Genomic DNA, 13,832 nt, shown 5'->3' with positions numbered 1-13,832 from the left:
GGAACAGCTCCAAAGATATCCTTCAAGCGACCTAAAGGCTATCTTGAAAACGGATTTAGAGTTTTATGGATCAGGATCCAAACAACTAGGAGTAAAAAAGATGGACACTTCGCTGGAGAGACTATCCGAGGGAGAGGTCATTCAAACGGGCAGGTCACGGGAGTTCCTGGCTCTTAGAGCCATCGAAGGCCAGCCTCACCTCGACCGCGAAGATCTCCATAGCAAGTTCGCTTCACCTAGGCCAAGTGAGCCTCGCGCTCGGCTGGTTCACATCACAGACTTCCAACTCTGTGATCCTTCCTCCCCGACACGGTTTGAATTTGTCAATAAGCTATTTGGAATCGCAAGTGCCAAAGATCTCTTTCCGGGTCACAGGGCTCAAGAAACCCTAATCCCCTTTGCGATCGCTCAAGCAATTGCATACATCAACGAACTCTCTTCGAAGAGTTCGATTGATATGTGTTTGATAACTGGCGACACCATCGACAACTCACAAGCAAACGAAGCCGAAACTTTGCTCAGTCTACTTAGTGGTGAAGCATTGGAGCTCAAAAAGACCTTCGGCCAATACTTTGGGGTTCAGTCAACGGAGTGGAACGATGACTTCTTTTGGCACCCAGATTCTATCGACGACCAACCTAAATCCGAACTAGGCTACCCCACCCTAGAGGGCCTATTCAAAGCAATCAATGACAAATACCCAAACCAAGGGCTATTGGTACCGTGGCTGCTCTCCAACGGAAATCACGAAGTTCTTATCCAAGGAATGGGAGCTTGCACCGAGGCTTCAAATGCCCTCGCGGTTGGAGGCCAAAAAGCATTTGACTTTGGAGACAACATCGACTACCTTGTGGCCTCAAGGAAGTTCGAGACCGATCCGTCCACGGTCTTTTCAAAGGCGGAAAGACGCCCAGTCGAGCCAAGCTCCCAGCGCCGACTAATTCAATCTCACGAATTCATAGAGATGATTAGAGAAACTCCTGGCCTTCCTAACGGCCACGGCTTCCTAGATAAAGGCGGACTCGAAGCCAACTTCAACTTCGTCCATCTCGATCGGATCAAAGGAATCGTTTATATCTTTTTGGACACCGCTGTTCGATCTGGTGGTGCCAGGGGAGGCATTGACAACGAGCAATTTGAATGGCTCAAATCAGCGCTTGCTCAAAGCTTCGATGAGATCCAATCCCCATCACCCATTGGCATCATCGTCTCTCACCATGGCCTAGATGAGATCGACTTCAATGGCAACCCGGAGGTAACAAGGTCATCCTTAGTTGATCTTATTCACAGTTATCGCCAAATTCGCCTTTGGTTCTGCGGTCATACCCATGAAAACCGAATTCTAGCAATCCCTAATCCAAATAGAGCTGACACTGGACTCTTTCAGATCACCTCCGCTTCAATGATGGACTGGCCCTGTTCTATCCGCGAAGCCTCGATCTACGATTATGAGAATGGCGAAATCGAGGTAGAACTTACGATGCATCATTCCAATTCTGCTAAGCCAAAGACGATAACGAGCATCTACGACTTAGCAAGCTGGCACCAGCTCATAGCAGCAAACTCGCCCTACATCGGAATCGACTCATTCCTAGAAGGAGCCCCAGAGGACCAAAACGTTCGTCTATGGTTTGGAGCCATCGACTAGGTCCATCTAGTTCTGTTTAAATCGGTCTCGGCGATCATTCTCGTTGCTCAAATCTTGCCACACCTCATCAACGCCCCCAGCCGTTGGCAACCAAAGGTGACAAAATAGCCAAGCGGGTGCACGAGCAAGCCATTTCTCAGTTTTGACCCTCTCACGCGTAATCCTCTGGTGAAAAAACATCAAATGCTACGCTGCTTACCGTTATGATGCCATGTCTTGCGATTTGATCAATAACCTTTTCGGAAGCGGCCTTTGGACGGCGCCATAAAGGCATGCATCGTTCGATTGGCGTAGTTGCTTGATCTATATTCTTAGCTGATCGATATCGGACCTTGGTCTCCCAGCCAAGAAGCCAAAAACTATCACTTGATCACCCTTAGCAAATCTGCCAGCACTTTAGACAATTACCACTCATGGGTGGGGAGATTGCCTAATTCAAAGAATCTCGGCCAAGATCATAAATCCAACTTTGTTTGACCACGTCACTAAAGATGGATCATATCTTTAGAGTTCCTTGGAGTCATTCACCTTCAAAGACATAGCAATTCCCCCCACGGCGCTTTGCTTCATACATCAAATGGTCCGCACGCCTCAATAGCGCATCAGGATCATCGTTACCCGTCTTAGAAAATGAAACGCCAATAGAGGCGGTTATCGTCACCCACTGAGTACACTCTTCATTGATTGCAACTGGAGCTCCAATGGCCTGCATTATCCGGCCAATAATCTCACTAGCAACCTCTATTTCATCGATAGACCCTAAAATGCATACAAATTCGTCCCCTCCGATTCGCGCTACAGTATCAACCTCGCGAATTGCGGACTCAATCCTCCTAGCCAATGTAATCAGCAATTCATCCCCGGTCCTATGGCCATACCTGTCATTGACGGGCTTAAAGTTATCAAGGTCCAAAAATGCCAATGCAGTCATACCGCCAAAGCGCCGATTAAGGGCTAACTGGTCGGCCATCTTTTCTCCGACGAGACTTCTATTTGGAAGATTGGTTAGGTGGTCAAAATATGCCAATTTAGCCAGTCGGCTTTGATAGTCCATCAAATCCGAGATGTCAGAAAAGAGCACAACATAAAGTTCGGGCGCACCTCGTTTCCCAAATATGGTGGAGATGTTGACAAAGGCCGAAAAAGTTGACCCATCCTTACGCCTTTGCTCCAGCGATCCACTCCAGTGGCCCTCGGATCGCAATTGGGTGTTCATGTAATCATAAAAGGTGAAGTCCGCAGACTCACTAGCGAGAAAACGAGAACTCTGGCCAATTAAATCCTCACGTTGGAAACCAGTCATTCGTACGCAGGCAGGGTTTATGTCAATTATTCGGGAATCAGCGTCAACTATCACAATGGCTTCGGAGGTATGTTCAAAGACCACTGCTGCCTTTTGAAGTTGCTTCTCGGCGATCCGAGCCTCGGTGATATCCGTTCCTACAATAACAAAGGACGAGGCCAGGCCATCAAGATCATAGATTGCACTATTGATCCACTCGATAACCCGACGCTCACCGTCTCCGCGAATCCAAGCTGATATAGTTTTTTGGCTCACGTTGCCAGCCAATGCGTCCACAAACCATGCTCGAACCACCGGTTGTGCCTCTGGAGAAAAGTATTCGACTATCCGAAATGGCTCTCGCATTATCTCCTCCAGTGAAGTCCCCGTGAACTCCAAGACAACGCGATTACAACGTATAACTCGACCAGAGCGATCCAAGACAAAGATCAGCTTGGGAATTGCCTCTATAACCTGAGCGATAAAGTCCAAGTCGTCGCGGACCAGAGCGGCATTACGACTCCTTTCGGTGACGTCAATGCCATAGATGACAATGGCTGCATTGGAGTCGCCAAGCTCCTGCAATACCGACGTGTAGTGCATCTCCACCAGTCGTTTCGTCCCATCTAGATGATGGTGCCACACCTCGTTTACCCCGGAGTCACCATGTTTCATAACCCTAAGAAAGGTCTCCTCAATTAGAGTTTGGTCCTTCGGGTCGATCCAGCTTCTCCATAATTCAGGGTTCGCAAGTACTTCATGGCTACTACGGCCAGTTAGAAGTTCGGCCCCACGATTAAATCGTGTGATTTGGCCCCTTTTGTCCAAGACCATAACTGATGCAGCCACCGAAGCCATAATTCGATCATTTAAAGTTCTTTCATGTCTAAATTGAGCGACTAATTCATCCCCGTCTCGAAACTCAACAAGTGCCAGAAAGAGCTCGGCATCCTCTCCCTCGCCATGGAGAGCCGTATGGTAATGCATGCGAAAGCTACCACCTAGATGATCACGGACGACAAGCTCTCCCGCCCACTCACTTGTGACGCCGTAACGAAATTGAAGGACTAACGAACGTCTTCTATCCAACTCCGGGATTAAATCAAAGACACTAAGGGTCCTTATTACATCTTCTTTATAACCAAAACGATCGATGGCTTCACGATTAGCTTGGACGATTCCGCCATCACTAGCTCTTATTGAAAACTTATAAGCAGTTGGAAGTTCAAAAAGTGTCGACAAAAACTCCTGGCGACTTGCACCTATCTCATCGGCCTTCTTGAGTTTCAAACATAGAGAGATAATCGAACCAACCATCTGCAACAACATCGAGTCAAACTCTCGAACAATCCCCTCATTAAATATAAAAATCGAGAGTACTCCAATAGTATCGGCCGAGTTCTCCCTCAGGGGAACCGACCAGCAGGCTGAGATTCCAAGGATTTCAACTGCTTCTCGAAGATCGCTCCATCCCGGGTCAGATCGGACATTGCTTACAAAGATCTCCTTGTTTTGAAGAATTGCAAGACCATCTAATCCATTAAAGTTCGAAATACTAAGGCCACTAAGCAAAGGCCATTTAAGCGGAGGCAAGCTTGGAGACCAAGCAACATTAAGATTCGCGTCATCATCCAAGATTAGAACGCTCGCCATGGAGCCAGGAATCAACTTCTCAATCTCGATCAATGCATCCTCGACGACTTGAGATGGAGAAATGCCCTCTTCAATCTCTGCGAGCAATCGGCCCTGAAGAGAATGGAGATCCTTCATTTGGCGTAGTGAAATAGAATTTAAAGTAGAAAGTTCAAAGGCTGATCCCTCGTGCGCGGTTGGCGCAGGCATCGATCGAGAGATCTCTAAATTGAGATTTATCAATCGAGCTAGGTCTTCCTCTAAACGCAAGAGTGAACCTAGGCCAGCATTTTGCCTAGAATCCTCGACAAATTCTAAGATTCTCCGATCTATGAGGTCGCTGTTTAAGCCACCTATCCTCAATTTAAGATCTGAGACCAGATCGCTCACATCGATTGACTTCAGAAAAGTCTCCAGAGCAATTACCCGTCTGGACCATTTTCTAAGATAGGCCAGCGCTCCAAGTGAAGTGCGAACACTAGCAGCTGGCTCGTCATATCGAAAGCGGTTAGACCACTCAACAATACCCTCAAAACTAACCGGATGGCCCAAACCGTAACCTTGCCCGAAGTCCGCACCCAAGATAGCCACGGCCTCTACCAGGGAGTCGTTTTCGAGACCCTCTACTACGACACGCATTCCAAGGTCATGGGCTAAATCTGTCAAATGCGCCACCAAGTCTACAGAATGCGCAACGTCGGTTGGAGATCTAATTAGCTCTTGGTCGATCTTTACTTCATCAAAGCCGACACTCTCAAGACGCAAAAGCGAGCTGTATCCAGCCCCTAGGTCATCTTGTGCAAGGTGGACCCCCATAGCGCGAGCGCGATGTAAAACTGTGGAAGAAAGACCATCGCCTAGCAGAAGATCTTCATCCTCTGTAAGCTCAAGGGTCAAAAGATAAGGATCGACACCAGACTCGCTAAGGTTGCGTTCGATGCTCTTTATATATCTATCATCGAACATGCCCTGAGGCGGAAAATTTACGCTAAGGCCACATGAAAGACCATGTCTTCTCCAGGCCAAGATAGCAGACAGACCAGTATTCAAGCCCTGTTCAAATAGATAAAATAGGTCATCCGATCCAAAGGCACGAAGGAATCGCGCCGGCGACAACAACTCTCCATTCGAATCTCGAAGGCGAGCTAGCGCTTCAACCTTATAGAGATCACCACTGCGTAAGTTGACGATAGGTTGATAGACGATCTCAAGTCCACCACCATAGAGTAACGATCTAAAAAGTTTACGCTCGCCATGGGAAATTATCAGATCCGAACTATCCAGCCGAGAAAGTGCGTCACTAAATAGGTGGCAGACGTGTTCTAGAATACGCCGCCTGCGATTCATACCAAAATACCCAAGAACCCTGGAATATCCATTTATGACCGCAACAACATCACCATTGCCAGCTGTAACTGGAAGCCCGACTCCCGAGCGCAATCCAAGAGAGATTAGATCCTCTCTCCAAGGAGCCATTCCTGGATCCATTGCAATCGAGTTGCAGACCTCTACGCGACCAGATCGAAACGATCTTCCGCTAGGTCCCATCCCCGAAGCAGCACTCGATCGGACCGAGATCGGCGAGACATTTCCTAGCTCCATTTGTCTTTGATATTTTGAGAATTTATCGCCCACATAATACTCGTACTGGACAACCCCGTTACCATCAGGTCGTCCAAATGCAACCATATCAACACCATCGAGGCCATGAAGCAGTCCTAGAAAATTTCTTATCAAATCAGCCGAGGTACTCGCTTGAGCCACCATCTCGCTTACGCGATCGAACAGTAAATCCAGCTCCTCTTCGATCGCGGTCTCGCTATCAAATACAGACTTGATCAACATGTCAAGGCGCATAGATACGCCAAAACAATACTCGTCAACCAGCGGGCGAGCAATGCCTCCTCCTAAAAGGTGGGTCGAAAGCATCTCGATCAATTGGTGATTCAACGCAATAGTCCAAGCCGGTCGAACTCCAATGGTCGCATGCGCTTGACCGAGTCCGCCGAAGAGACCAAGGAGATCTTCCACCGTCTTTTGTGGATCAAGCAGGTCGATTAAAAGTTTAACAAATTGGTGCCGTAAATTCTCGGTCTCCTCGGGCGTCAGGAGGCTAAATATATCCGCCACATGAGAAAACTTGGAGTACGAGCTAAAGAAGAAGTCAACAAAACTGTCTATCGCCCCGGCAATGATCTCACGAGGCGCGTTAGTTAATTTATGACCTCTGGGCTCCAAATTCTCGAAATCAATCACTTAGACGCCGTTTCTCATTGCGACCATTTGGCCTCTCAAATTATTATCGATTCCTGATAACCATTTCCTTTAGCCATTTCCGAACCAATTCCTTTGGATTCCCCAACTTGAAGTGCCAACATCCCACCCATTACTGCCACCGAGAAGCAAAACCGATACAAATGCGAATTGAAGGTCACGAATTACCTATTCGTTTAGAAAAAATGATCCTTGACCAAATCATCCGATCGGCAAAATAATGGATCCAAACCTTGTGGGGAGAAAAAGATATCAATAAACTAAACCCAATGTACTACGCTTTCAAAGTAGTACCATCCAACACTATAATTCAAGCAAATCGCGGATTCAATATAAAGAATACAAAAGCCAAGCTAAGAAATATCCCGAGCGTCAAAAGCTCCATGGATCCCGAGCTACGCTCTCCCATGCAAGGCACAAAGGCAACTAGTGACGGTGGATTCTATGACCAACAGTCGCATAGAGGGATCTTCTGACTCATGCTGGGCCCACTTATTATTAGCCCAGGTAATTATTAGAAAAGTGAAGGCGAATTCACGGCGAATTCACCACAAGCTAGCCATTTTGAGCAAAGGCAGCGGATAATTCCGACAAATGGGAGCCCCTGGGAGTCCTAAATCGCTGAGACGTCACAAGGTGTCGATTTGGTCCAGGATATATTTTTGAGCTTCTTTAATCTCTCGAAACCAAACGATACGAGGATCGCGTCCGAACCAAGATCGTTGCCTTTTGGCGAATTGAAGCGTCCTAGTCAAAGTGGCTTCCTTGGCTTCTTCAAGAGAGAGAGCGCCATCGATATATCTAAATAGCTCTAAATAGCCAATCGCATGAAGGGCAGTCCGCGACAGGTCAAAGTTCTCCTTGAGCCACCGCGCCTCCTCAATCCAGCCATAGTCAATCAATCGATCAATTCGATACGCTAAGTCAATTCGAGCCTTCAAAAGGTCCGTTTCGATTCCGACTATCTCACCACTGGATAAAGGATAGGCATCTACCCCTCCCCCAAATTCTGAAAACCTTCGGCCAGTAATTTCAATAACTTCGAGAGCCCGAATAATTCGCCTCGAATTATTCGGGTCAATCCTACTGGATGCAACCGGATCCAATCGGACGAGGTCCGCCCAAAGGGGGGCCAAGCCACGCTCAAGCGCTTGTTCTTCCAAAAAAGCTCTAACTGTTGGATTATTCGGAGGAATCTCTAGATTATCAAAGACCGCAGTGTGGTAAAGCCCTGATCCTCCAACAAAGAGCGCGATCTCATCTCTAGAAAGTTGCCCTAAATACCAATTTGAGGCTTGGCGAAATTGAGCGATCGAAAACTCTTCGTCTGGATCGACAAGGTCGATCAACCCATAGTGTATTCCACCAAGTTCGTCAGCACTAGGTTTGGCAGTCCCGATGTCCATGTAACGATAGATAGCCATGGAATCGCAAGAAAGAAGAGCTACTTTGGGCCATGCGTGAGCAATCTCAATAGAAATAGCCGTCTTTCCCACACCGGTTGCGCCCACAATGGCCATCTTTCGTGGATCATTGGTCCCTCGGTGCTCTGACATCTCGGTTTGATCGCTCCAGTCGGTTCATACTTGCATCTTCAACATAACGTGCAAAATCCATCTCCAGCCTCATTTCTTAGCTGGCAAGCATCTTCGGGCTGCATAGTTACTCGCCGTTAGTTCCACTAACCCACTGCCAGCTTTACCCCATTTATAGCGAGTCATATTGAGCTTGGACCTATACGAATACTTGACTATAACTCAAGGCAAGTCTCCCCGCTCAAGAGCAAAATCAAATCAACAAGACAATGTAGCCATCAACCATGCCGGGTTGAATTTCGCTGTTCTTGAATTTTGCTAGGTTTAAATCTTGCTGAGTTTAAAACAAATCCATACAATTCAAATAGCGAGCGCATCTGAAAGCAACACCCTATCGTTCGAAAACGGATAGGATTCAATCTCTTCTAAAGTCAAACTCGTTGACCTATTCACCAGCGAAATAATCTGACTTTTCTGGTGAGTAATGCTAACTGTATTTCCGAATTTGAAGCGTGCTAAGCTAGAGTACTGTGGGCGCGAGTCATCTTATAGCTAGAGATGCTGCTTTTAAATTGGTCATGGGTGTGATGTTTTCGGTCTTGGTGGTCGAACCGCTTTACTTCACCACTAAATACCACGGCAGACCATGAGGCTCTACACTCTCAAGGCGGTTCGCGTCAGTGTTGGCTCATCCTCACTGCTGGGTTGACTAGTCCGTTACGGCCCGTTCGCCTGGGGCCTTTGCTCCACCCTCATTACAAGAGCTTCATCGCTAATGCACCCCAGTCCGCCCCAGTGGTGACATCCGGCACTCTCGTCTTCGCCTTTCGGCCTCGGCGTACTCCCGTTCCCTGAGTTTTGCCACAAGGACAACTAAACGACTGGTTCCTAAGTTCGATAGAAAGCCAGTACTACGCTCATGCCACCTAAACGCCGGACACCGCCTGGCCAGAAACGAGAACGCCCGCCATCTTCATTGTCGCCAGTTCGCGGCAATTCTAGCCGTGGCGTAGAAAACGACGATCTGGCTAGTATTGGCCAATTGCGATGTCGACATTTACAAAAATGCGAAAAAAACTTGTATTGACAAGTTCTCTTTTTCTTGATATGCGGCCTGAAACTTTGTACCTAGCGGAAACAATATAGGTGTGACAATACAAAATCAAGAGAAGTTTATCAAACCAGGTGCAACTTGGAACGAAGTATATGCTCGTGCTAGGGCCGAAGCCCCAGCCGCCTTTGAGAGCGATAGGATCAACAACCTTTGGGACGGCAAGTGGCAACGTATTGGACATCCACACAACGCCATCTCATCGATTGATGCAAGCTCCATAATCGGACCTTCAATGCTGGATGCAGAAGACGCACATCAGGCTCTGATCGCCTGTGTAAAAGACCATCAAAACTGGTCCTTAGTCGATCTAAGCGAACGAAAAGAACGAGTTCGCCGGGCAATCGATAGAATCAAGGCGAACCGTGAACTTCTAGCTCTCCTGCTTGTCTGGGAGATTGGGAAGCCATATCGACAGGCCCTCACCTCGGTGGATCGAACCACCGGAGGAGTGGAATGGTATCTAGACAATATTGATGCCATGATGGCTGGTCGCACCCCACTACCAGGACCAGTCTCCAACATTGCCTCATGGAATTACCCGCTTTCGGTATTAGCACATTCAATGTTTGTGCAGATGTTAGCTGGAAATGCCGTTATCGCAAAGTCTCCTACTGATGGTGGCGTAGCAGCTCTTACCTTGGCGATGCATTACGCCAACGAAGAAGGGCTACCAGTGACTCTGGTCTCTGGCTCTGGCGGACGTCTCAGCCCCGTTTTAGTTCGATCACCCGAAATTGGCTGCCTCGCCTTCGTAGGAGGTAGGGATACTGGAGGACAGATCGCATCGGAACTAGTAAGAGTCGACAAGCGGCACATGCTTGAGCAAGAAGGCCTTAATGCTTGGGGAATTTGGGACTTCTCAGATTGGAAGACGCTTTCGGGTCACATGAAAAAAGGGTTCGAATATGCAAAACAGCGATGCACTGCGTACCCAAGATTTGTCGTACAAAGGTCCCTCTTTGATCAATTCCTAGAGACCTATATTCCCGTTCTCGACTCCCTCACCATCGGAAATCCCCTAGCCGTCTCCAATGTGAACGACCCCTTGCCCGATGTTGACTTCGGCCCCGTAATCAATGCAACCAAAGCGAGAGAACTTGCACTCAAGGTCGAGGAGGCTATGGCAAAAGGAGGTATCCCGCTCTTTCGTGGAGAATTAGCAGAGAGTAGGTTCGTTCCTGGTCAAAACAAGGATGCATATTTTGCCCCAGTTTCCATACTCAACCCACCGAGTTCGTCGGCACTTTATCACTCCGAACCATTCGGACCAGTAGATACAGTAGTTATCGTGGACACGCCAGCTGAGATGCTAAGCGCCATGAACGTCTCCAACGGTGCATTGGTCTCCTCGATTGCCTGTGACAATATCGACCTAGCCAAACGTCTCGCCGAAGAGGTAAATGCATACAAAGTAGGAATCAATCAACCTCGTTCAAGAGGCGACCGCGAAGAGCCCTTTGGCGGCACGGGAGCATCTTGGAAAGGTGCCTTTGTCGGAGGTCAGTACCTAGTACAGGCCGTTACTGAAGGACCGGTTGGCGAACGACTATTTGGAAACTTCCCCGACTACCACCTCTATCCAAACATCTAATAAAACACCAACACAAAACCTTTGAATCAGGTGACTAATCGAAGATTGCGGTATAAAATCCGACTCAGCACAATAGCCACCTGATTCATCGCAGAGCCCCTATGAATCGTTTGGTTCTCGAAGGAGATACCACTTCGCCATAACTTTGATGGGCACTATAAAGTTTCAGTGACTTGCCAGTGAAACGGCGACTAACATCAATTTTGCAATCTAATTTTTGGAGCAAATAAATGGATTCACCACTCGATCTAGGAGCTAAACGAAATCCATTTGCATTCCGTCGTAACTTAAATCAGACAAGTTATGACCAAAATGCCATATACCAATTCATAGATCAATACGCGACCTGCACCATTGGCGTAGAAATTGACGGCACCGTCCAAATGGTTCCAACACTCTATGCAAGAGTTGGTGACACGATCCTACTCCATGGATCTAGAGCGTCATCAATCATTCGTGCATCTCTAAAAAACCAAAAGATTACAATTCTGATCAATGCCACCTCTGCGTTAGTATTACCAGACTCCATCTTTGATCACACAATGGACTACAAAAGTGTACTAATCGCAGGCTCGCCTAAAGAGATAGTAAATTCTGCTCTAAAGCTAAAGGCACTAAAACAACTGACGGATTTCATCCTCCCTGGCCGCTGGGATCAAGTGCGAGCACCCAACGAAAAGGAGATGCGACAAACCGTAATTATCGAGGTAGCAATCGAGGATGCTCTATTGAAATTCTCAAAAACTGAACTCTCACAACTGGAATCTAAAACAACTTGGACCGCAAAGATCAATCTAGGCAACCGAAGCTTCGATGTACAAAACGCACCTTCGCCAGCACCTTCGCCAGCAACGGACCCAGCTAAGATCGCTGAAAAGTTCCTTCGATAATCAACACTTGGCGCTATTACCCCCTGGAATTAATAAAATCCGCCATCGCTCCTAAGCCTGAATCCACAGAATTGGACCAGCTTGAGCCCTTCGGTGTGAATCCAAGTCGGTTTTTCGGAACTGATTTAGGTTTGACGGAGGGTCTATGACTCGTAACTGGTTTCAGAGTGCCAAATATGACCTATTCCCTTTGTGGTTGAGCCTTTTTGGTCATTTTTGAGATTCTGAAATCTCATTTTGGGTATAGCGACCTAATCCCTTGTCTTCTAGAGCAGTTGTTTCAAGTAATATTCAGTGTGTTAGGTAACCAGATGTTCAGGTGATGGCGATCTCAAACTTTCTGATCCGATCAAGAGCCTCTAAGAACTTATCCTTATGGTGCCAGTGTTCTTCAAGATGCAGTATTACTTTTCTAGCTGAACGAGTGATATGTCCTGCGATCTGAAAGTAACACCGTCGAAGCTTTGGTGTGGTTATTACAGTTTCTGTAATAGCACCTATTCGTGCAGTGAACCGTGCCAGGTTGTGCAGTTGCACCGTGCCAGGTTGTGCAGTTGCACCGTGCCAGGTTGTGCAGTTGCACCGTGCCAGGTTGTGCAGTTGCACCGTGCCAGGTTGTGCAGTTGCACCGTGCCAGGTTGTGCAGTTGCACCGCGCCAGGTTGTGCAGTTGCACCGCGCCAGGTTGTGTGCAATTGCACCAATGGCTAACCAGACCAGAGCCAACCAAACGGCATTAGCGTTCTTGTATCGGGATGGAACATGATTCCACCTAGAACCTCCTTTGAGATCCTTGATGACTAGTTCGATCTGGGCATGTGCTCGGTGATCAGCCTCAAGGAAAAGCGTTTCGCCTTGTCGATCGGTAATAAATGCGTGATAGTCATAGTCACTAAATAGTGCCAGCTGAGACCCTGGAGTAGGCTTGACCCTTCGTACGATAAGACGAACGTCTTGTCTATCTCTTGCAAATGCGCGATATTTCACTTCTGCTACATCAGCTCCACCTTCAAGCCAGTAGACAATTGAAGTCCAGGCATCCTCTTGGATATCGGAGATGATACCTTTTAGTCTCTTGGACATCCGTGTTGTAATGCAAATGCGAACATCACCCGCACTAGCTGCGTCTCTAACGGCTCTTGAGAAGAACCCAGAGTCAAAACGCATGGTTATTTCACCAGTTGCTCCAGCGGCTCTGGCATTGTTGATTACCTGGGTTACAAACTCCCCGGCACCACGAGCGGTATTGGCGTTGCCTTCACGTGTCACTATTCCAAGAATGTCACCTGTTTTACCAACTGCTGCTAGGTGTGGGTTATATCCCCTTACTTTGGTATAACCAAAGTAAGCTCCTTCTTTTTTGTTTCCATATACCTGACATATTGTGGAATCAACATCAATGGTGAGTGACTCATCACCTGGACCTGCTCCAGCTAGCCAGGCTCGTTTTAGCAACAAAGCTGCAACTCGTTCAACATCTGCGATGTCGCTGGTCTCAAAACTACGCAAGAAGACACCAAACCTAGATGGTGCTGGCATTATCTGACCAAGAATCACTTGTGCATTTGGGCTTTCAAGGATTGCAGTGTCATCAATGCAATCACCACCGGCCAAGATAGATGCGATGCAAGATAGATGCAATGATAGCCATAGCTTTTCTGCCAACATCTACTCGTCCAGGACGATCCTCGAGGTCAATGTGTAAATCAAAGAGATCCCTAAGGCCAAGTCTCTCAGCAAGGGTGATAGGGAGTATTAACCCACTGTTGGAAACTGCGTTCGAATCGTCAAAGGTGACTATCAAACACTCTAAAGCACTAGTAGATGCTCGCATCTAAAAGGTGCTCCTTGAACTGATGGATTTGAA

At 47.5% G+C, this 13,832-nt stretch carries 8 protein-coding genes; 3 read left to right on the top strand and 5 right to left on the bottom strand.

Features of this window, described 5'->3' with window-relative positions:
- Window positions 1-100 precede the first annotated feature (100 nt).
- Complete coding sequence (locus ACIDITHRIX25_RS87270; RefSeq protein WP_201732243.1) at window positions 101-1,648, top strand: metallophosphoesterase; 1,548 nt, start codon at window positions 101-103, stop codon at window positions 1,646-1,648.
- Between the two features lie 520 nt (window positions 1,649-2,168).
- Here ACIDITHRIX25_RS87270 and ACIDITHRIX25_RS87265 read toward each other — a convergent pair.
- Complete coding sequence (locus ACIDITHRIX25_RS87265) at window positions 2,169-6,818, bottom strand: PAS domain S-box protein (protein WP_201732242.1); 4,650 nt, start codon at window positions 6,816-6,818, stop codon at window positions 2,169-2,171.
- Between the two features lie 647 nt (window positions 6,819-7,465).
- Entirely contained in the window at window positions 7,466-8,392 is a 927-nt protein-coding gene (gene miaA, locus ACIDITHRIX25_RS87260) for a tRNA (adenosine(37)-N6)-dimethylallyltransferase MiaA (RefSeq protein ID WP_201732241.1), read from the bottom strand.
- Window positions 8,393-9,519: 1,127 nt separating this feature from the next.
- On the opposite strand from miaA, the gene ACIDITHRIX25_RS87255 reads away from it, so the two are divergent.
- On the top strand, window positions 9,520-11,076 hold the full coding sequence (locus ACIDITHRIX25_RS87255; RefSeq protein ID WP_200891137.1) for an aldehyde dehydrogenase family protein: 1,557 nt from the start codon (window positions 9,520-9,522) through the stop codon (window positions 11,074-11,076).
- Between the two features lie 230 nt (window positions 11,077-11,306).
- Window positions 11,307-11,966, top strand: a complete 660-nt coding sequence (locus ACIDITHRIX25_RS87250) for a pyridoxamine 5'-phosphate oxidase family protein (protein WP_201732240.1) — start codon at window positions 11,307-11,309, stop codon at window positions 11,964-11,966.
- Window positions 11,967-12,281: 315 nt separating this feature from the next.
- On the opposite strand, the gene ACIDITHRIX25_RS87245 is transcribed toward ACIDITHRIX25_RS87250, so the two are convergent.
- From ACIDITHRIX25_RS87245 to ACIDITHRIX25_RS87235, 3 genes are read right to left on the bottom strand one after another with little or no spacing between them, the layout of a single operon-like run.
- On the bottom strand, window positions 12,282-12,503 hold the full coding sequence (locus tag ACIDITHRIX25_RS87245) for a hypothetical protein (RefSeq protein ID WP_201732239.1): 222 nt from the start codon (window positions 12,501-12,503) through the stop codon (window positions 12,282-12,284).
- Complete coding sequence (locus tag ACIDITHRIX25_RS87240) at window positions 12,464-13,606, bottom strand: IS1380 family transposase (RefSeq protein WP_201732238.1); 1,143 nt, start codon at window positions 13,604-13,606, stop codon at window positions 12,464-12,466. Before ACIDITHRIX25_RS87240 ends, ACIDITHRIX25_RS87245 begins: the two co-directional genes overlap by 40 nt.
- Window positions 13,566-13,799, bottom strand: a complete 234-nt coding sequence (locus tag ACIDITHRIX25_RS87235; protein WP_201732237.1) for a hypothetical protein — start codon at window positions 13,797-13,799, stop codon at window positions 13,566-13,568. The genes ACIDITHRIX25_RS87240 and ACIDITHRIX25_RS87235 overlap by 41 nt, the downstream gene beginning before the upstream one ends.
- Between the last annotated feature and the right edge of the window lie 33 nt (window positions 13,800-13,832).

This window comes from Acidithrix sp. C25, assembly GCF_904848545.2.
This window is presented reverse-complemented; position numbering and strand designations above follow the sequence as displayed.

Coding starts and splice junctions, on each gene's coding strand:
- ACIDITHRIX25_RS87270 (WP_201732243.1), top strand. CDS start 101: ATGGACACTTCGCTGGAGAGACTATCCGAGGGAGAGGTCATTCAAACG.
- miaA (WP_201732241.1), bottom strand. CDS start 8,392: ATGTCAGAGCACCGAGGGACCAATGATCCACGAAAGATGGCCATTGTG.
- ACIDITHRIX25_RS87250 (WP_201732240.1), top strand. CDS start 11,307: ATGGATTCACCACTCGATCTAGGAGCTAAACGAAATCCATTTGCATTC.
- ACIDITHRIX25_RS87235 (WP_201732237.1), bottom strand. CDS start 13,799: ATGCGAGCATCTACTAGTGCTTTAGAGTGTTTGATAGTCACCTTTGAC.